15 protein-coding genes are annotated in these 21,156 nt (G+C 48.2%); 12 read left to right on the top strand and 3 right to left on the bottom strand.

The genetic code is table 11. The features are described 5' to 3' along the window. Positions 1–241 precede the first annotated feature (241 nt). The gene (surE, locus tag JOY44_RS05330) at positions 242–928 is read right to left on the bottom strand and encodes a 5'/3'-nucleotidase SurE (protein WP_171572653.1); all 687 of its coding nucleotides are present in this window, start codon (positions 926–928) and stop codon (positions 242–244) included. Between surE and era the strand changes: the two genes are divergently transcribed. After that, complete coding sequence (gene era / locus JOY44_RS05325; RefSeq protein ID WP_171572652.1) at positions 927–1,904, top strand: GTPase Era; 978 nt, start codon at positions 927–929, stop codon at positions 1,902–1,904. The two genes, surE and era, sit on opposite strands and share 2 nt — an antisense overlap. Before the next feature lie 105 nt (positions 1,905–2,009). On the opposite strand, the gene aroB is transcribed toward era, so the two are convergent. Then, on the bottom strand, positions 2,010–3,116 hold the full coding sequence (aroB, locus tag JOY44_RS05320) for a 3-dehydroquinate synthase (RefSeq protein ID WP_171572651.1): 1,107 nt from the start codon (positions 3,114–3,116) through the stop codon (positions 2,010–2,012). Positions 3,117–3,238: 122 nt separating this feature from the next. Here aroB and JOY44_RS32315 point away from each other — a divergent pair, with 122 nt between their 5' ends. Next, positions 3,239–3,334 carry a cytochrome b6-f complex subunit PetL gene (locus JOY44_RS32315; RefSeq protein ID WP_171572650.1) on the top strand — a complete coding sequence of 32 codons (96 nt, stop codon included), beginning with the start codon at positions 3,239–3,241 and terminating at the stop codon, positions 3,332–3,334. Between the two features lie 100 nt (positions 3,335–3,434). Beyond that, the gene (locus JOY44_RS05310) at positions 3,435–4,367 is read left to right on the top strand and encodes a lysylphosphatidylglycerol synthase domain-containing protein (RefSeq protein WP_171572649.1); all 933 of its coding nucleotides are present in this window, start codon (positions 3,435–3,437) and stop codon (positions 4,365–4,367) included. Between the two features lie 8 nt (positions 4,368–4,375). On the opposite strand, the gene JOY44_RS05305 is transcribed toward JOY44_RS05310, so the two are convergent. Next, positions 4,376–5,761 (bottom strand): hypothetical protein, encoded by a 1,386-nt coding sequence (locus tag JOY44_RS05305; protein ID WP_171572648.1) that lies wholly within the window; start codon positions 5,759–5,761, stop codon positions 4,376–4,378. A gap of 1,373 nt (positions 5,762–7,134) precedes the next feature. Here JOY44_RS05305 and ndhL point away from each other — a divergent pair. The 9 genes from ndhL (at position 7,135) to JOY44_RS05260 (ending at position 21,145) form a co-directional block, all read left to right on the top strand. Next, positions 7,135–7,380 carry an NAD(P)H-quinone oxidoreductase subunit L gene (ndhL, locus tag JOY44_RS05300; protein WP_281063297.1) on the top strand — a complete coding sequence of 82 codons (246 nt, stop codon included), beginning with the start codon at positions 7,135–7,137 and terminating at the stop codon, positions 7,378–7,380. Further along, positions 7,381–7,719: a DUF3007 family protein gene (locus tag JOY44_RS05295; protein ID WP_171572646.1), complete on the top strand. Its 339-nt coding sequence runs from the start codon at positions 7,381–7,383 to the stop codon at positions 7,717–7,719. A 32-nt stretch (positions 7,720–7,751) separates the two neighbouring features. Then, complete coding sequence (gene trpA / locus JOY44_RS05290) at positions 7,752–8,552, top strand: tryptophan synthase subunit alpha (RefSeq protein WP_171572645.1); 801 nt, start codon at positions 7,752–7,754, stop codon at positions 8,550–8,552. Between the two features lie 364 nt (positions 8,553–8,916). Further along, positions 8,917–9,849 (top strand): DUF11 domain-containing protein, encoded by a 933-nt coding sequence (locus tag JOY44_RS05285; protein ID WP_197984977.1) that lies wholly within the window; start codon positions 8,917–8,919, stop codon positions 9,847–9,849. Further along, positions 9,849–13,670, top strand: a complete 3,822-nt coding sequence (locus JOY44_RS05280) for a hypothetical protein (RefSeq protein WP_197984976.1) — start codon at positions 9,849–9,851, stop codon at positions 13,668–13,670. The genes JOY44_RS05285 and JOY44_RS05280 overlap by 1 nt, the downstream gene beginning before the upstream one ends. Then, positions 13,667–15,862 (top strand): OmpA family protein, encoded by a 2,196-nt coding sequence (locus JOY44_RS05275; RefSeq protein WP_171572643.1) that lies wholly within the window; start codon positions 13,667–13,669, stop codon positions 15,860–15,862. Before JOY44_RS05280 ends, JOY44_RS05275 begins: the two co-directional genes overlap by 4 nt. Before the next feature lie 418 nt (positions 15,863–16,280). Further along, on the top strand, positions 16,281–18,077 hold the full coding sequence (locus JOY44_RS05270; protein WP_171572642.1) for a hypothetical protein: 1,797 nt from the start codon (positions 16,281–16,283) through the stop codon (positions 18,075–18,077). A gap of 20 nt (positions 18,078–18,097) precedes the next feature. Beyond that, positions 18,098–18,730 (top strand): pseudouridine synthase, encoded by a 633-nt coding sequence (locus JOY44_RS05265; protein ID WP_197984975.1) that lies wholly within the window; start codon positions 18,098–18,100, stop codon positions 18,728–18,730. A 396-nt stretch (positions 18,731–19,126) separates the two neighbouring features. Next, positions 19,127–21,145, top strand: coding sequence for a serine/threonine phosphatase (locus tag JOY44_RS05260; protein WP_171572640.1), 2,019 nt, complete (start codon positions 19,127–19,129; stop codon positions 21,143–21,145). Positions 21,146–21,156: the final 11 nt, after the last annotated feature.

The following is a 21,156-nucleotide window of genomic DNA, read 5'->3' as shown; positions in this document are numbered from 1 at the left end:
GAATAAGGAACACTTTAGAAATCTACGTGGTTCTACCCAGTAGTGTCAAATACTTTGTACATTCATTAATATAATGTTTCACGGCAAAGTGCTGATGCTTAAACCAACTTTGCCATGCATTGTTACTCGTCTTATGTTGTGGATCTCTCAGTAATTCAAATCGATCTGCGCCTAAGAGGCTCCCAGTAGTCAGGATACTTATGGATTAATTTTTAGAAGCGTTTATTTTTTGTATGGAGTATTAAAGTGATAGTTGGGTGATAGCGATGTTTCCTGAAAAACAGGTCTCCACATCAGCTCCTACATCATAGGTACGCTCCGTATATTCACCACTGTAATAAAAGCAGTTTTCTTCTAGCCGAAAAGTATTTGGCAAAGGCTGAGTGCAGGGAGGGCAAAATATTAGTTTGGGTTCTGAGGATTGAGCAGAATACTGCGGTAGATTTACGTTCCAATAAGTTCCTGGTTCCATCGAGTCAGACAGTAGTTGCTCAAGAACTCGGATTGCTAGGCTTGTTGCGATAGACCAATCAATTTCGCATGTTCTCTGACGATAATTAGAGAGCGCAATGCTAGGAATACGGTGCATAGCTGCTTCTCGCACAGCGGCTACTGTACCAGAGATGTAAACGTCTGTTCCCAAATTTCCCCCTGCATTAATGCCAGACAGTACGCCTTCAACTTGAGGACAAAGTTGGCTAAGGGCAATCCGAACGCAGTCTACTGGGGTGCCAGCGATCGCATATTCATAGTTAGAACGCCGCTCTACTCGAATTGGCTTGGTTGTTGTAACCTGATGACCACAGCCTGAAAATTGTGAGCTTGGCGCAACGACTATCGCCTCTAAATCCATTTGACGAACGGCAGTTAGCAGCGAGCGAATTCCGGGCGCGTCGATTCCATCATCATTTGTAATTACAAACACCATGACACCTGAAGACGAGAGTTTTGACAACAATTTGATAGAGCGCAGCTTATCCGAAACAGGCTTAATTCCAGCCGCCCCATTAGGATTTAAATCTGGGTTTGTAGGTATTGTCGGTCGTCCTAATGTCGGCAAGTCTACCTTAATGAATGAGCTAGTGGGACAAAAAATTGCGATCACCTCGCCGATCGCCCAAACAACTCGCAATCGACTCCGGGGAATTTTAACCACTCCAGCCGCCCAGCTTATTTTTGTGGACACACCGGGAATTCATAAACCGCAACACCAACTCGGAGAAGTTTTAGTCAAAAACGCACAGATTGCCATGCATTCTGTTGATCTATTGCTATTTGTGGTAGATGGCGCTGTGGAGGTCGGCAAAGGCGATCGCTTTATTGCAGAACTGGCAAAGCATTGCCCAATTCCGGTCATTTTAGGCATTAACAAAATCGACCAGCAGTCCTCAAACTCTGAGACGATTGTGGCAAGCTATACCGATTTGGCAGATGAATACGGCTGGATGATCGCGCTTTTCTCTGCAATCACCGGAGATGGCATGGAAGCTTTGCTACAGCAACTTATTCAGCGCCTTGAATTAGGACCTTACTACTATCCACCTGATTTAGTCACAGACCAACCAGAGCGGTTTATTATGGGCGAACTCATTCGCGAACAAGTGCTGAGGCTGACTCGTGAAGAAGTCCCCCACTCTACCGCGATCGCGATCGACCGAGTGGATGAGGAACCGACGCTTACCCGTGTTCTAGCAACTATTCATGTTGAGCGCCCTTCCCAAAAAGGGATTTTGATAGGCAAAGGAGGCAGTATGCTCAAAGAAATTGGCACCTCCGCCCGACAACAGATTCAGAAATTGATTGCGGGCAAGGTGTACCTTGAGCTATTTGTTAAAGTGCAGCCCAAATGGCGTTATTCCCGTAGTGACCTAGCAGACTTAGGCTACAAAGTTGAGAATTCATAGGTAACCTCGGCTTGGATATTGAAGTTCTGCCAAACCAACGAGGGTAAGTTTTCGATAAGTTTAATCATGTTTGTTAGTAATCATAATAAGCAATTGTTTATATCGTTAAGCCATTAGCATTTGTTCAAGGACAGACCGTATTACTTCGGTTGAGACTTGATTAGTGACGATTGCTGCTCCAATTTGAGTTGGTAGTACAAATCGGACTCGCCCTACTTCCACTTTCTTATCGGTTTGTAGCGTCTCTAAAATTGCCTCAATCTCTATACCTTTGGGTAGCTGAGTGGGTAATCCAGCTTTTGTAATCAGGGCAGTTTGCCGCTCTGTTGCGATCGATTCCCATAGATTCATCGCGTTCGCAATTTTTGCGGCAGCAGCCATGCCGATCGCAACGCCTTCGCCATGATTGACGACTCGGTAACCCGTTAGGCTCTCCACCGCATGTCCAATGGTATGCCCATAGTTCAAAATAGCTCGGAGTCCTGCTTCTTTTTCATCCTTGCTGACGACATGCGCCTTTGCCTCACACGAGCGCGTTAAAATCTCTTGCAATCGGTCTTCACCAAGAGCCGCTAACCGATCCAATCGAGGAGCTTGTTCTAGCAAGGAAAATAAATCTTTATCCCAAATAACTCCGTACTTAATTACCTCTGCCATCCCAGCCCGAAATTCTCTAGACGGCAGGGTTGTTAGCACTTCTGGATCAACCAACACGAGACGAGGTTGATGAAAAGCGCCGATCAAATTTTTGCCCTGGGGATGGTTGACCCCGGTTTTACCGCCAATTGCGGCATCAATCATTGCTAGTAGAGACGTTGGCACCTGCACCACCTGCACTCCCCGGAGCCAAGTCGCCGCCGCGAAACCCGTCATATCGCCGATCACGCCACCGCCGAGGGCAACAAAGGTCGAGGATCGCTCTATGCGATGTGCCAACGCCGCATCATAAATTTTTTGGAGCGTCGCAGGAGTTTTATAACGTTCCCCAGCAGGCAGGAGACAGATTGCGACCGAAAAGCCGGCGGCGGATAAGGATGCGATCGCGGCTTCACCATAGTGTCGAAAAATCGCAGGATTAGACACAAGTAATACTTTCTGCCCAACCTGTAAAGACTGGAGCCGTGAACCGACCTGGCTCAACCCGTTAGGCGTAATCACAATCTCGTAGGAGCGTTGCGGAAGAGAAACCGAAATAACCGACTGCTTTGACACGATTAAAATGACGAGGGTGCGAAAAACGTTTGTGCGCTGATTCTACTGCACTACTGATGGTAATTCTTTTGTATAGTTTGTTTAGATGAATTTTGTTCGATGAATATGGAGCCGGGTTTAAGATGACTGCTGTAATTTCCTACATTGCAATTTTGGGCGGTACCTTCGGTTTGGCAATAGGGCTTTTCTTTGGCCTGAGAACGCTAAAAATTATTTAAGTTGAGTGTTATTTCGACTTGTAAAGTTGAATGTAACTAAGCAGATTTCTAATACGAGCGCGTTAGAACTTCTAACGTGCTTATTTTGCTGGCTTAGCTTATGAAGTCCATTTTACCTCGGCTCAAGCCGCTGATACGTTGGGTTATTTTGGGTGCCAGCGTCTTTTTTTTAGTAGGCATCCTCAGGCAGAACTGGCGAAATGTTACTTCGTTGCACTTAGATGGTGCAGGCTGGGCGTGTTTAGCGATCGCCTTAGGAATCACATTATCGGCTCACATCTGTGCAGGCTGGGTCTGGAGCCAAACGCTCCGCCGTGATTTTCAACAATTAGTAGACAGCGGACAAATCATTCAGGCGTATCTTCAAACTAATATTGCAAAATATCTTCCCGGTAATATCTGGCATTATTATGGTCGGATTAACGCAGCTACCGCTGCGGGTGCTTCGTTAGAAGCTGCCACGGTGACGGTGTTGCTAGAGCCACTGCTGATGGCAGCAGCGGCTTTGCTAGTGGGACTGTCAGCAAATCAGACCGTTATTGCTTACGGTACTGTAGGTTTGTGGTTGCAATGGCTAGGCTTGGTCAGCGTACTCTTGGCAATCCATCCACGGGCTATTAATCCTGTAATTGCATATTTGAGCAGGCTGAAGCAAAAAACGGCAAGGTCTTCAGAAAATACACTCTCAGTTAGGTTATTGCATTACCCAGTGTTACCTTTGCTAGGAGGATTAGGCTTCCTCTTGTTAAGAGGGGGGGGATTTTTAATCACATTTTGGGCGATCGCACCCTTTAACATAGGGCAAGTTCCGCTTTTGCTGAGTGGATTTAGCTTATCCTGGCTAATCGGTCTGCTAGTTCCCGGCGCACCCGGTGGCATAGGAGTATTTGAAGCAACCGCGATCGCGTTATTGAGTCACGATTTTCAAGCGGGGTTGCTTTTGGGCGTTGTGGCTCTGTATCGATTAGTCAGTGTGACATCTGAAGCGATGGGTGCAGGGCTGGCTTGGTTGGATGAACAAATGAATCATTAATCTCGCAATCAATCAATTGTTTCGTCTTCCAAATCCAAATCTTCTGTGGGAAGTGTTCCGGAAAAAAGTTCTACCTTATCAATATGCTTCAACTGAGAAAAGATGCGATAAGTATCTGGATCAAAGGCCTTTTCAGGATTTTTGACTACTTCCTTATCCTGCATTTTAATTAAGTTGTACTGAACGTTTTCGGCATAAATTGCAAACGTAACATTGAAAACTTCTAAAAAGCTCACAACCCATTCACAATCAGATTCAGGGTATTCTTGATAGTAACGGATCAACTCAGCAATTCGAGATTCTAAGTGAGTTCTTGAGTGTTTACAAATTAGAATAATTTTCAGAAAAACAATCACTAAGGTGACTGGGTTACCTTGAGATAGGAGTTGAATAAACAGTAAAGAAGGTTCAGTTTGATTGTCTGTTGTTAGTAGATCAATCACTCGATTGCAAGTTCTTAAAATTAGTGCGGTTGAGACAGTTTCTTCATCATGCCGAGAATAAAGATCTTCCAGTTTTTCATTTAGTTTCTCTCTAATTGAATCTGCAAAGACTTTGTTTTCTACGGAAAATGTCAGATATTTTTGGAGACTTTGCTTAAATCCCCTAAATGTTAATTGGTCAATTTGGCTGAGAAAAATATTAGCTATATTGACATAGCTAAATTGCCCCTTCCGGGCCACGATCATCTTGATGAGCCGCAGCGCTTCATCTCCAAGAGCGGTTGGGTTTTTGGAAGGACTATTAACATCTGTAGAGCGAGTTTGCGAGCGCGCAATAAACATTGCCAAATCAAATTTGAAGCGATCTTTTAACTGTTTAGAGAGCGCTCTTGCCGCCTCTCGTTGCTCAATCGGATTCTTAAGATCAATATATTGTGGAACCAGCAGGTAGGAAGTGTAACGAGAAGACCATGGTCCTTTATTCTGATCTTCATAACGAGACGTAAAGAGTTTTAGTTCTTCAAAATCTTTACTTGCTACAAACTCATTGATCCAAAATCTCAATCGCTTCAGTGTTGGGGAAGCAGTATGTCGATTAAAAGACGGATCACAGAAAAGTTGAATCAGTTCTCGAATGGGTTTGTAATTTCTACTTGCATCCCAGTTATTAATTAGAATGTAACAAGCTCGCTTCAGAGTATTCCTAAAATCTTCTTGATTGTTAGAAAAAACAATATCATAAACCGCTTGTATTGCCCCTGAACTGATCGAGTCAACATGGAAAATAAACAGCCGCTTGAACTCTAGCAGCACTTCTTCAGGAGGCCACTTTTTTACAATCTCTAGCAAAAAATTGTAGATAGTTTCTTGAGATTGCTGAATGTTCACCCCATGCCTTGATCGGTAGGGTTGTTCATTCTTCTGGATGTCTTTTGGCTCCCCAATCGTCATAAACACTCAAAATACTTAAACGCAGGGTTTGTAGGAATTCGATTCTTTCACCATTAGCTTTTGGTGTGTGTCAAAGTTAGCTTTTCTAAAAACTGGCACTGTTTAAAAGTGAACTACGAATTACTTGTTTACAATCAATTATCAGGCTAACTATCTTCAAGTATGCAGGTTATTTAAATTTGCAGTCTAATCATGAGGGTTTACTGATAAAGGTGAGTGATGAAGTTAAAGCAACTGACCAACCTATCGAGTAAGTAGCGATCCAAAAAACGAATGACACTACTTTAAAGAAGTGAGTAGTGCCACGCTTTGCTTGGAACAAAGTATTTATATATGTTTCTTAAAGTATTGTCTCAAAACGTATTGAGCCTACTTTTAGTTTGTTTTTCTCACTAATAATGGAATCAATGCCTGCGATGCACCCGTGCCAAACCCCTAAGCCTAAAGAACCTACGCGATCGTTCTAGTCTAGAGCGCTAGTTGATTCTGTAAATTAGACTTGTCAAGTAATCATACGCGAGGGAAGTCAAAATTGTCTCACCTTTTTAGGTTAGTCTAACTTTCTTCGATGTTTAAGCCTTTCCTTCAGAGGAAAAAATGCCATTTTTCTAGCAATCGCAAGACAACAAACCAAGCGAACTACAACTTCTGTAATGGCTTTGGGAAAATTTATGTACTCACAACTAATCAGATAATGGGGGCAGAGGGACTTGAACCCTCACGACCTTGCGGTCAACGGATTTTCATCCTCTTGCAGCTTTCGCTGCTGCTCAAACTGCGTTAATGAGCTTTGAGAATTGGACTCTCCCTTTACCCACGCTTTACACAAGATCTGTTTGTAAAAGCGCTAGGGTAGCTCCCGTCGAGTCTCTGCACCTTCCTCAAAGAATTTAGACCTAGATTTGGACTTTTCGACTGATAGCAATCTAAATTTCCATCTCCACAATCTGCAATCTTTTTGGCTTGGCTCAGGATTGCCATATCTAAAGTGAGAAGAAAAGCTTAAATACTGGAGAATATGTATTTCTCTAACTACTTAGCGCCTAATTAATCACTCAAGACGTAGGTTTCCCTGAATTTGAGAGCCGTCACTTACTGAGTTTCTCCAGTAAGGCCCAGTTATTCTAAGTCCGTAGCGTCTACCATTCCGCCATGCCCCCATGGCTTGAGGGATAATCAAAAACTAACCCCGTACTATTCCACCATCAATTAGGGGGTTATGCAATGGTTAAAAAAAGTTTTCGCGATCGCTCAATCCTTTTACCTGGTTTTTTCAATGCGTGAATCGCTTGTCTTACGGGCTACAAAGGGTAGAATGATGCCATTCTGAAAAAGTTTTACTTAATTTGAAGTTTTACTTAATTTCAGTCTAAATTTTTCTTTTTGAAGCTAATACCTTTGAAGCTATGGTTGTTGCATTTCTCTATTTGGCGATCGCTGGGGCTTTTCTAGTTGTCATTCCAGCCGCTCTGTATTTCTACCTTCAAGCCCGTTGGTATATTGCAAGTTCTTTTGAGCGTGCCTTTATGTACTTTCTGGTGTTCTTCTTTTTTCCTGGGTTGTTGCTCCTTTCGCCATTTTTAAACTTTCGTCCTAAACGCCGTTCGGTCGAGGGCTAAATGCGACGGATTGATGTTTTTGGCATTGGGTTAGGCGTTTGTGCAGCAACGGGACTGATCTATTTTGCATTTCAGGTAGCTGGATTAGACGCGACGAATGCTGGTATCTGGACCCAAGTTTTTCTGTTTGCTGGGCTAGTGGGCTGGCTCACAACTTATTTGCTGCGCGCAGTAACTGGGTCTATGACCTACCATCAGCAGCGGCGTGACTATGAAAATGCCGTCTTGCAAAAGCGGCTGGATGAGCTGACTCCAGAGGCATTGGCAACGCTGCAAGCCGAAATTGAGCAGGAGAAGAAATCTGCTTTCAAGCCCATAGAGTCAAAAAATGATGAATAATTGGCTTGATTCGATGATTGGCTAAACTGAACATGACTTCTGTATCTCAACGCTTTGAGCATCTCCGGAGCCACGCCCGATGCGCTCTAATTCCATTTGTGACGGCGGGTGACCCCAGTTTAGAAATGACCGCGAATGCATTAGAGCGGCTGGATCAAAGTGGTGCTGATTTAATTGAGCTAGGCGTACCGTATTCTGACCCGTTAGCCGATGGACCTGTGATTCAAGCGGCGGCAACCAGAGCGCTTCAGCGCGGAACCAAGTTTGAGCAGGTGATGGAAGTGGTGCAGCAGGTGAGTCCTCGCTTGCGATCGCCCATCATCTTATTCACTTACTACAACCCGATTTTGAACCGGGGCGTTGACTCATTTTTGCAGCAGATTGCCACGGCTGGAGTGAAAGGGTTAGTCGTGCCCGATTTGCCGCTTGAAGAAGCAGAGGTTTTGCTCAAGCCTGCTGCCGCTCATGGGATTGAGTTAACGCTGCTAGTCGCTCCCACTACGCCCAAAGAGCGACTGACAGCGATCGCTGAGCAGTCGCAAGGATTTATCTATCTGGTCAGCACGACGGGAGTAACTGGAATGCGTGCCCAGATGGAATCTCGCGTGAAAGATATGATCCTAGACTTACGCAGCGTGACAGATAAACCTATTGGAGTTGGGTTTGGCATTTCTCAGCCGGAACATGCGCGGCAAGCGATGGAATGGGGCGCAGATGGGGTCATTGTGGGTAGCGCCTTTGTCAAACGCTTAGCCGATTCATCGCCCGAAAAAGGTTTACAGGATATTGCTGATTTTTGTCGAACGTTGAAAGCTGCGATCGTGCCCAACTAGTTCTTTGATTTTGATAATTTTGCCATTGAGAGGCAGTGAGTCACCTGAATCTATTTTTCTCTGATGGGTTGACTTGAGTGTTACTGAAGCGGTAACTTCTAACGAATGGGTGCCTCGGCATTTTCTATGTAGGAATACCTATTCCGTTATTTTCTTTCACACTTTCTTTGTACAGCAGTAGAATTCATGTCACACGCTGAATTTTGTCCGTTGTTCTAATTTGAGATTCTTCTTTTTTATTCCTTTATTGCAAAGTTCTTGTTGCTGGTTCCACTCCAAAACCTACTCCACACACTGTAGACATTTACAATAAGGTCCGATTTTTTGGATGACTACTCCAACATCATCGTTGGGGGCTAGATCCTTGCGTGCACTATTTTTTACAGTGTTTGCAGGCGGTCTGAGCTACCAAGGGTTTGCTGCTTACGCCCAAACTAATTTGATTCCGAACACTGCAACGGCAGGTTTTCAAAGTACACCGGGAGGACCCACTCGCACAGTACGCTCAAACACAGTGACGGTTCCTTTGATCAGTGAGCGGCTGGAAATTATTAAAGTTGCCGATCGCGGTGCGGCAGAACCGGGCGACTCGGTGTCTTATCGCTTACTTGTCAAAAATTCTGGCGGCAGTCCAATCACAAATGTGGTTGTGACAGATACACTCCCTCTAGGTTTTAGGTATTTGAATAATTCTGCCAAGGCTGCACTTGGCGCGGCGGGTAGCCCAGAAACGCCTGTTGCTTTGTCCAGCGTGACCACAAACGGTCAGGTGATTACTTTTGCTTATCCAACCCTTGCGCCTCAACAGACTTTAGTAATTGTTTATGCATCACTGCTCTCACCCGATTCGATCCGCGGCTCAGGGCAAAATGTTGTAGTTGCCGCAGCTAGGAATGCGGCTGGTGGAGAGGTGCGAAGCAATACGGCTAGCGCTCAACTCCGCATCCGTCCTGGCATCTTGTCAGATTGTGGCACCGTTGTGGGTCGGGTGTTTACAGACAAAAACTTTGATGGAGAACAACAGACCGGAGAGCCAGGAATTCCCAATGCGGTCATTTTTATGGATGACGGCAACCGCGTCACGACGGATTCTAATGGGTTGTTTTCTCTGCCCTTTGCGATCGCGGGCTATCGCTCAGGAACACTGGATTTAACCAGTCTGCCGGGATACACGCTGGCACCAAACCTGTATCGGATTGAAGCAAACAGCCCATCACGCCTTGTTAAGTTATCGCCGGGGGGTATGGTGCGGATGAATTTTGCGGTAACGCCAACCTTTAGGGAGGGGCAGCGATAATGCGAATTTACTCAATTGCCCTGTTCGGTCTTAATCTTTTAACCACACTTTCGGGGGCACTTGGAGTCCTGGCAGCTCAGGCTATGGAGCCAGCAAGCTCACCTGCAAGTAGTGCAAATCTAGAAAAGACGCAGCCAGTCGGATCGGCTCAAGCTGAGACAGGAAATCTTTCGTCGGTCAAAGCCGCCGATCTTGAGCCAACTCCAGCGGCACTATTAAAATCGGCTGAGGTGAAATCGGCTGGAGTGAGGCAATCCCAGACTCCGGCGAACGACTCCGGCGAGCGAAGCGCGATCGCCCAATCCCCATCATCCATTCAAATTCTCAGCCCAACTAATCTGATCACTGGAGCAAAGTTTACTGATCTTGTAGTCCAGTATTCAACCGGAGCGAAGGTTCAAATCACGGTCAACCAGCAGCCGCTTGATCCAGCCACGCCCACCCAAACTCAGGAAAACCCGGCAACCAACCAGGTGACTCAGGTCTGGTATCGAGTGTCGCTGATCTCTGGAGAGAACACCATCACGGCACAAGTCAAAGATGCCGCACCCGTTAGCATCACCCTGACCGTCAAGGAAACCTCTGCCAAGATTGAGTTTTTGCCGACGCAGCAGTCCAGAATCCCAGCAGATGGGCGATCGGTGTTACCCGTTGAGGGGCGCATCTTGGATGAAGCAGGACAAGCGATCGCCCAAAATGCTGTAGTCACCCTCACTGCCAGCAGCGGTAAATTTGTTGGGGCAGATCACGACAAAGATCGCCCTGGCTTTCAAGTGCTGGCGCGGGATGGCGTATTTCGAGCAAGGCTACAGTCAGGGCTAGAAGCTCAGATGGTGCGGATTCGGGCAGCCGTCGATCGCCATGAACTGGTGACGCAATCAGAACGGAAACAGCCCGTTGTGCCCTTTCCAGACTTGAACAAACCGCCCTATCTTCTGGCTCCCAATCCAGCAGACAAGGCTTTAGAAGCCTATAGCCAAGTCGAATTTATTACCAATCTCCGCCCCTTTATCTTGTCTGGTGCAGTCAATCTTCGGTTAGGGCAAGGGGGGCTAGATTACTTTGGCAGTTTTGAAGATTATTTGCGCCCTAGTCTATTAGAGGGAGGCTATCGAGTTGATTTCAGCACGGCAGCCTTTGCTCAAGGTCGAATTGGAGAGTGGCTGTTTACTGGAGCCTTCAACAACCAGCGCGCCTTAAATAAAGACTGCTCTGGGGCAACGCGGCTGTTCCGGGATCCGCAATTTTGCGATCAGGTCTATCCGGTTTATGGCGACAGTTCCACCGTTGATTACCTCACGCCTTCGATCGACAGTGTGTACTTCAAGCTAGAGCGCACGTCGCCCACGATTGGTGCAGGGTCAGACTTTGCCATGTGGGGCGACTATACCACTTCAGAGTTTGCCAGAGCCTCGCAGTTTTATACCGGCACCACGCGCCAACTGCATGGATTTAAGCTCAACTACAATCTGGGCGATTTGCAACTGACGGGGATGTATGCCAACAACATCAGCGGGTTTCAGCGAGACGCGATCGCCCCTAACGGCACCAGCGGCTACTATTATCTATCTCGTCGTTTGCTGACTAGAGGCAGCGAGAACATCTTCTTGGAAACAGAAGAATTTAACCGTCCTGGCACTGTGGTCGAGCGTAAGCCACTGTATCGCGGCACGGATTACGATATTGATTACGATCGCGGCGCAATTATCTTTCGGCGCACCGTCAACGCCCTGGAATTTGATCCGTTTGGTCGCACGTTGGTTCGCCGAATTATTGCCACCTACCAGTTTGAAGATCTCAAAGATGGCGGCAAACTCTACGCTGGACGTGCCCAATACAATTTTTCGCGAGAACTGGGCAAAGAAATTTGGGCAGGGGTCACTTACCTCCAAGAAAACCAGGGCGATCAGCGATTTCAGCTTTATGGCGGGGATCTTTTGGTCTCTTTGGGCAAAGATGCACAACTGACTGGAGAAGTGGCGCGTTCTGACTTCGACTCGATTTTTCGAGGCGACATTGGCGGCTATGCCTATCGATTTGAACTGTTAGGCACCCTGATTCGTGGAGTGGTGGGCAAGACGTTCTATCGCTCCGTTGAATCTGGCTTTGTGAATAATGCCTCAGCTAGCTTTACGCCAGGGCAAACCCGTTATGGGGCAGAAGTTGCAGCCAAAATCACCCCAACCACTCAGGCAACGGTGCAGTTTGATCGAGAAGTCAACTTTGGGATTGCGCCTGCGGTGCGGGGCATTACTGCAATCACCCGATCAGGCTTTGGAGATTTGTTTAATCCCACCACTGAGCCAATTCCAGGCAGCAGGGTAGATAACAGTCTCACCACAGTGCGGGCGGGAGTGCTGCAAAAGTTGGGACCGATTGAGCTAGGCGTGGATTTTGTCCGGCGATCGCGTCAAGATCGCGTTTTTCCTCAATTGCTAGAGGCTGATACAAACCAGTTCATTTCTCGGCTTAACTATCCCATTCTCAAAGCCCTCACCTTCCGGGTTCAAGATGAGCGCAATCTGGGCAATAGCCCTGACCCACTGTATCCCAACCGCACAACAATCGGCTTAGATTGGGCAGCAGACAAAGATGTCACTGTGCGTCTGGCACAGCAGTTTATTGGCAGCACCGCCCAACTGAGAGATAACTCATTCACCAGCCTGGATATTTTGTCGGACAAGCGCCTGTCCGATGACACCACCTTTACTAACCGCTATTCCTTAATCAATGGAATTAATGGCTGGTCCAGTCAGGCGGCAATGGGGATGAGTCACCGTGTTTTAATTGCACCAGGCTTACGGGCCAGCCTGGGCTTAGAGCGAATTTCGGGGGATGTGGTTCCTTACACCGCTGCGGGGCAGCAGTTTCTCCAACCGATCGCGGCAGGGCAAAGCGCATCTTCCTTGGGACTTTCAGCCTACACCAGCTATAACGTTGGGCTAGATTACATCGACAATCCTAATTTCAAAGCCAACGGTCGATTTGAATATCGTGATGGGGAAGGTAGCAATGACACGATGGTCATTTCGGCGGGAGCAGCCGGAAAGTTATCTGATTCATTTACTGTTTTAGGGCGTTATCAGCAGGGCAATTTTGCCAACCAACTGCTGACGAATTCCGGCTTGGCAGATACGGTCAATCTGAAGCTAGGTATGGCATACCGCAACCCAAGCAATGATAAATTTAACGCCCTATTGCGCTATGAATATCGCCAAAACCCTGCCCTTACGCCCGATACGATTTTGTTTGGCACGGGCACTGGGTCTAACGTGCATCTGGTAGCACTAGAAACAATTTATGCACCAAACTGGCGCTGGGAATTCTACGGCAAGTTTGCGCTACGAAGCACCAAGTCTTATCTAGCAAAAGATTTGCTGGGCACCAATTCTATTACCTTGGGGCAACTTCGGGCTGCCTATCGTCTTGGCTATCGGATAGACGTAGCGGGTGAGGTGCGCTGGATTAGTCAATCGATGATCGGTTTTGATGAAGTGGGGTTGGCGGTGGAAGCGGGCTATTACCTCAACCCCAACCTGCGAGTGGCGCTGGGTTACAACTTCGGGCAAGCAAACGATCGCGACCTGAGTCGCAATAAAGACGGGGTGTACGTTACCCTCAGCCTGAAGCTAGATCAACTGCTGAGCGGATTCGGCGTTACCTTGCCCGGTCGCAAAGTGGCTCCACCGCAACAGCAAGAGTCTCTGGTGAAGCCGCTGGCAAATCAACCGAATACGACTCCCCCATCTTCTAGCTTGCCATCATCTAATTTCATTCAAGCGCCTGTAGCATCCCAAACTGCTGAGGAGGTGGCGCAGTGATCAAAAGAGGAGTGAATCATTTGCACAGCAGTCAGCCGAAATCTTGCTTTGTGGCTTGGCGCAATTTTCTTAGGGATTGTGCAAAACGCTCGGTTCGACCGGGAATTTCTGTAATCGCATCTTTTCTAGCGATCGCATCAGCAACCTCAGCCTTGGCGCAACCCGATCGCCTGCTGCGAGTGATTGTGAATAGTGCCAAAGATGGAATTCAGCCCAATGCCGAGATGACGCTGCGAGAAGCGATTTCGATTGTGAATGGCACATTGCCTATGGATAGGCTGAGCGATGCTGAAAAAATGCAAGTTAGCCCTAGCACCGAGCGATCGCGGATTGACTTTAACTTAACGGGCGACACCACCATTCGCTTAGCTGAGGAATTACCGCCGCTTGCCACAGGATTGATCATTGATGGTGCGACACAGCCCGGATACAAGGGCGATCGCTCCGCAATTATCGAATTGCCCCTGCCTATTCCGACGGTAGCAATCACCCCGGCTGACGGCGCGTTGATCTTTCGCGGTTTAACGGTAGCAGCCGATGACGTGACCATCCGGGGCTTAAGCCTCTATGGGTTTACTTCCAACCATGAAGAGCCCTCTCGGGCTACACCCAACACCCCGACAACGCCACCTGCGGACATTTTTATTGCCCATCGTTTGCCGCCGGCAGATATTCGCAAACAGCGGATTCCAGCCAATTTTGCCCCTTTCTATCCCGATGATCTGCCGCCAAAAGGCACCCTGATTGAAAATAACTGGCTGGGCATTCCTCCGTCTGCTGATGGTTCGGGGCGCACCACCGGAATTCGCTCTGCCTTTGGGGTGTCTGTCTTCAACGGCACAGGCACCATCATTCGGCGTAACTGGATTGCCGATCACGAGGGTAGCGCCATCATTACCTCGGTGAAAGCGACAGATTTACGGGTCACCGAAAATGCTATTTTGGCGAACGGTGTAGCCGGCATGCCCGATGCAATTCGGCTAGAAGGCAATGTTGACCAGGCTCAGATTACGGGCAATGTGATTTGTGGCAACGATGGCAGCGCTGTGTATTTGTTTAAGCCCGATGGTGCGGTGCAAATTCGCGAGAACCAAATCACCTATAACGGTCGTCGTCTGCGCCGCGCTGCCGTGTACCTGATGGGCAATAATCATCAGGTGACTGATAATCAGGTGAGTTATCAAACGGGTCCTGGGGTGGTTGTGGCGGCGGTGCCTCACAGTCAACGGGCAATCATTACTGGAAATCGCTTTATTGGCTTAGAAGGGCTGAGCATCGACTTGTTGACCCAGCAAAATACGAATGTGCTGGATTATCAGGTGGGGGATGGCTTGAATCCACCCCGCAATAATTTCTTCCGCCGTTTGGAGACGGGGAACGCCGCGATCGCTCCGCCCCAGTTCATCACCCGCAACTTCGTCGCCCTCGCCAGTACTGATGGACAGCCCCAAACCGCGCCCATCCAAATTTACGGCAAAGCGGATCCTGGCTCAGCCATTGAAATTTATCGAGTGACCAGTGCTGGCAGCGAAAACTCCTTAACTGAGCCAATCGCCAAAGCGGAAACCGACAGCAAGGGCGAATTTACCGCCGCCCTCAGCGGCTTGAAACTAGGTGAACAAATTAGCGCGATCGCCACTGATCCGCGCTATGGCACCTCCGAGCCTGCGGTTCCCGCTCAGATTCGGGCAATTGCAGCCAGCAGCACAGACTCAACCCGCCCGGTCTCACCCACCTCTGCACCACGCTGTGTCACCCTTTCACCGCCGCCACCGGAGCCTCCTACTGTGTCCACGCCGATTGTGCTAAAGGTGCCCCGAAGCATCCACTTTGCCCTGGATAAAGACTTTATCAGTCCCGCCAGCGCTAGAGTTCTGGATCGAATTGCCCAAGTGTTGCAAGAAAACCCTATGGTTTTGGTCAGCATTGTGGGACACACTGATCCCCGCGCTACCGATGCTTATAACCTGGCGTTGGGCGCACGGCGTGCCCAGAACACCCGCAACTACTTACTCAGAAAAGGGATTGCGGCTGAGCGCATGACCATCCGCTCTGTGGGGGAACGTCAACCGGCAACCCCTGGCAGAAATAAGCTGGACTTTGCCCGCGATCGCCGCGCCGAATTTCTCTACAAAGACGTTCGCGACATCGAAATCATCGTTCAGGAAGATGACCTGCAAATTGAACGCTGATTGATTCTATTGCCGCCTGGTGCTTCACAATCCCGAACTTAACCCTTCAACCGGCTTCACTAGCCAGTTGCCCAATCAGGGAGATAATAGAGCAGTCATTTTCAACTTAAGCGAGGTGCCCAGTACGCCAGCAGTCAATGTGGGCTTTGTCCGCTTTCGAGTCAGGATCAATTAGCACCGCAGAGTCTTAAACTTAGCATCTGAAACCTGATACACTTCTAAATTCTGAATCTAAATTCTTACTCTAGCGATCGCATGAGGTCGGCGTTAGAGCTACTGCTTTTGGAGGTGTTTAGGCAATTAGCATTTTGGTGATGTTTTTATCCCTGCGCGAAACGCATCCTCCTCCCCTTTAGCTTGACAGGGCGCATCTACACCTTAAGCCGCTCATGTTTTACGCTGAAATGCGAGGGAAAAAATGGGTTCCGTTTTTCAAGCGACCGCAGTTAGGGCGATCGCTCTCTCTACCGTAGCCAGTGGTTTTCTTGTGCCACTTGTTTTACAGCTGTCTGCTCAACCGATTCGTGCCCAAGTATTTGAAGGAACTCAGGGATGCCCAGGGGGTACCCAAGAAGGTGGTCGAAATTTTGTGATCAATGGCACCTTCAGCCGCAATGCAGGTACTGGCGATGGAGTCGCAACCGCGCCTGCTGCTGTGCCCCCTAGCCTTGGATTTTCTAGCGATTTGCCCTATCGGGGAGACAGCGTCTATCCCAATGATCCAATTGGTGGATTGTCCATTCAAGGAGGGCCTTACCCGATTGTGTATGCCGGTGGTGTGGTCACAGCAAACCCATTTCCGGGCGATCCGCTCAATCGAGTTCCGCCCTCTAATACGTTCCTTTACTCCAACCCAGCTCAAAACGTGGCAGGCGGATCTGCCTTTCCTGACCCCTTGATCTGGCAACAAGTTGTCAATGGATTGGTGCCCAATGTTGCCTACAACTTCAGCGCCTACTTTTACAATTTGCTTAGCATAGGCACATTGGGCGCTCCACCTGTGATTCGATACTTGGCAGGTCCGCCAAATGGACCTGAGGCGGCGTTTGTGCCAAACTTGGCGGGTATCACTGTCACCACTCCTCAACAGTGGACACGGGTGCAGGGATTATTCAGAACCACGCCCGATCAAGCGGCTTTAGAACTGCGAATTATTGATGAAGCGAATACTGTTTTCGGAGACGATTTTGGCTTCACAGCAGCTGGATTGCGAGAATGTGTTCCCAATTTGGGAATCGCCAAACAAGCTGGAAACCCACAAGAAAATCCAGATGGTACTTTCAGCATTCCTTATACGTTAGTAGTGCAAAATTTTGCGCCAGCAACCGCATCCAATCAATATGCCATTCGTAATCTTCAGCTTCAAGATAATTTGGCGATCGCGTTTACGGGGGTAACGGTGAATGCGATCAGAAATTTGCGAAGCCCGACGCTAACGGTCAATCCAGGGTTTAATGGCACGACCGATCAAAACGTGTTGGTCGGCACTGATACTTTGGCAGGAGAAACCAGCGCCACGGTGAGCTTTGAAGTGATTATCACGCCGGGTGACGGAGCCGAGAATTTGGGACCGTTTCAAAATACCGCGATCGCGACAGGGTTAAGTCCTGGTGGAGAACCCATCAGCGATCGCTCTACCGACGGCACTAATCCTGATTTAAATGGCGATCGTAACCCTGGTGGAGCGGGAGAAGACCTCCCCACCTCTGTGTCCCTAAGGCCTGCCCGGTTGCGCTTGGCAAAACGGATTACCAACGTGTTACGGGGTGGTGTATCTCTCAGTGGCGTGAATTTTGGGGCACTCGTCATCACCAGTGCCGACGACACAGCACCGGGCTGGAGCCAACTTGTGCCCCAAGGCGCACCCGTTGGCGCAGCAAGTTTGAGCAGTAGCAATCCGCTCCAACCCGGCGACGAAGTGGAATATACAGTTTATTTCTTGTCGGATGGGCGCACAGACATCAATGCAGTCAACCTATGCGACCAAATTCCGCCCGGTACACGCTTCATCTTTGGCACTAACCGCGTTCGCATTGGCAGCCAACCCTTGGCGATCGCTGGAGAATTTTTTACTCCCCTAGCGCCCCTACCTGCCAACAATCCCTGTAGCGACCAAAACAACCCCAATGGCTCCCTCATTTTCAACCTGGGCAATTTGCCCAATTCGCCTAGCAACAACGTAGGATATGCTCAATTTCGGGTCAAAATCGAATAGAAGCCGTAGAAACGATGGGCATGGGAAAAAAATCAGCTAAGCTGGCAAATCCAAAAAATGCGGTGGTAGAGCCGCATCGCTATGTGCTGTTCTACAAGCCCTATAACGTTCTTTGCCAGTTCACCGATTCAGAGGGCAATCGTCCCACCCTCAAATCCTACATTCCAATTCCTGATATCTATGCCGTTGGTCGGCTTGACTATGACAGTGAAGGGTTGCTTTTACTCACCAATCATGGGCAGCTTCAACATCGTTTGAGTGACCCAAAGTTTCGGCATCCTCGCACTTACTGGGTGCAGGTTGAGCGTGTGCCCGATGAATGCGCTCTCCAGCAGCTTCGGCAAGGCATTGCCTTACAGGATTACCAGACTCGTCCCGCTGCGATCGAGTTGTTGCCTGATCAACCACCTCTACCACCCCGCGATCCTCCGATTCGCTTCCGCAAAACCATTCCCACTGCTTGGTTAGCAATAACCTTGACCGAAGGACGTAATCGTCAGGTGCGGCGGATGACTGCTGCAATTGGCTTCCCAACTCTGCGACTGGTTCGTGTAGCGATCGCCGAACTCAGTCTAGTAGGGCTAAACCCGGGGCAATGGCGTGAATTAACCCGTGCCGAAGTAACCGGATTGAAGGAAATGTGTCGGATATAGTCAAATTTGAAATTCTTAATACAGAAAATACCTGAAAGAGGAAGAATGCATGAGTATCTGTTAAGACTAAAGATGAAGTAATCCGTCACTTTAAGCAGCGATCGCCCCTTAGAATCTATTTCTTAAAGCTTCATAATCTGCAAACAACCTGTAAGTCAGAGATTTATCTGGCGAATACTGTTTAAATAGATTAAACTCTCGTTTTCAGGTTTATTTGCTAAGGGAACCGTCTCAAAAATTCTGCAATGGACACTAGAAAAGCTATTACAGTTTGTTGAGAGAAGATAAAAGGTTTTCTCTAAGGTGTTCTTTAAGAAAAAGGCAAAAGACACCATTACAGCCGTTCCTGCGTGACATTAATCATCTGACCTGCCGGGAATTGAGGAAAAGTTCATCATGTTGGTCTGTCCCCATTGTCAGTTTGAAAATCCCACGGCAAACAAGTTTTGCCAAAAGTGTGGGACTTCTCTCGTGCAAAATACCTGCCCTGAGTGCAGCAGTCTGGTGCCGTTCGACCAAATGAATTGTCAAGTCTGCAATGCCATAGCTGGGGTCACATGGTGGGCAATTCTATCGACTCATTATCCTGCCGCTGAGCTAGCTCCTTCAAAGGACACCGCAGCTTTGGCGACAGGCTCCAATGGATACTTAGATCTCCAGCAACGCTATGAGCTGACCGATGCGCTTCCGGCAGTTGATGAATTGGGAGAACGGCAACTGCAAGTGCTAGATTGCCAACCCTTTCAGTTGTCCTTGTTAGAAGCACTGGTATTGCAACAGGACTCGGACGAAACAGGATCGCAGAATCCAGCTTTAGAATTTGCTACTCCCGGTGCAGAAGGGTGGACAGATTCAATGAATGCGCTGGCGATTCCAGAAGTTGCCCAGCCCTATGTTGCCCTCAATCGAGATCTCTATCCCGTCCTGCCAGCCATTCACAACGCCTGGAAATGGAATGATCAAGATGTATTACTGTTAGAAGATCGTTCTCACTTTCCGCTTTTAATGGATGTATGGTGTGATCAAGAGCGGTTTCCATCATTGCTGCAAGTACTGCAATGGCTTTATGAAATGACAGAGCTTTGGCATGCGTTGGAACCCTGGCAATGTCAACAGAGCGTCTTAATTTCTAGCAATTTACGAGCAGATGTTGAGGATGACACGTTACTGCTTCAGCGGCTTTATCCCAATCCTCCTGGGCAGATCCTGACGCTACACCATTTAGGCAAGCATTGGCAGGCGATGTTTGCAGAATCTCAACGGACTCAGCTAGAGCCTGTATCTCAATTTTTAGCTGATGTGGAAGATGGTACTTTGAAAACGGTGAATGCAGTGCGATCGCGGATTGAAGCGATCGCAGACTCATTGCAACCTGACGCTTGCCCGCCCACCCAACCGCTAGAGCCCTTCATTAGTTCGGTAGCGGTAGCCTCAAATCTTGATGTCAATGGAACAGCCAACCAGTTAACCGACCCTGTATCTGATGGCATGGCAGTCACGCTACCTCCTGAAGATGATGATCCGTTAGATAATGACGACATGCCAACCATCGTCTTACCCATGCAACTCTTTAACCTGGAAGAAGTGGGACGCACCGATGTTGGGCGACAACGAGATCATAACGAAGACTACTTTGGACTCGATATTCAAGTCAGCAAACTAGAAAGCCCATCTGGTAAGACGATTCATGCTCGCAATCTTTACATTTTGTGTGATGGGATGGGTGGACATGCCAGCGGTGAAGTTGCTAGTGCCCTCGCCGTAGACACAATTCGCAAATATTTCAAAGAGAAGTGGCAGGACTCTCCTTTTCCTAGCGCAGGGATTAATGACTTGCCCAATGTTGCAATGATGACGGAAGCGGTTCTAAGTGCGAACAAGGCGATCTATGACGTAAACCAGGAAAACGCTTGCTCTGGCAGTGGACGCATGGGGACGACCCTGGTTGTGGTTTTGATTCAAGATACAGAAGTGGCAGTTGCCCATGTTGGGGATAGCCGACTTTATCGTTACACTCGCAAACGAGGCTTGGAGCAGGTGACCGTAGACCATGAGGTGGGTCAGCGAGAAATTCAACGAGGCGTTGACCCCGACGTTGCCTATAGTCGCCCTGATGCTTATCAGTTAACTCAAGCACTTGGACCACGGGATGAACCTTTTGTTAAACCGGATGTCCAGTTTTTTGAACTCAATGAAGATATGATCTTGCTGCTCTGTTCCGATGGATTATCTGACAATGACTTACTAGAAAATCATTGGGAAACCCACGTACAGCCGTTGCTAAGTTCTCAAACTAATCTTGATAAAGGCGTAGGGGAATTGATTGAACTGGCAAATAGCTACAATGGTCATGACAACATTTCTGCGATCGCCATTCGTGCGAAAGTGCGTCCTAGCCTAGAACACTTGCGATAAGCCAATCCATT

This window comes from Leptolyngbya sp. Cla-17, assembly GCF_016807185.1.
In the GTDB taxonomy this organism is placed as follows: domain Bacteria; phylum Cyanobacteriota; class Cyanobacteriia; order Leptolyngbyales; family Leptolyngbyaceae; genus ULC077BIN1.
This window is presented reverse-complemented; position numbering and strand designations above follow the sequence as displayed.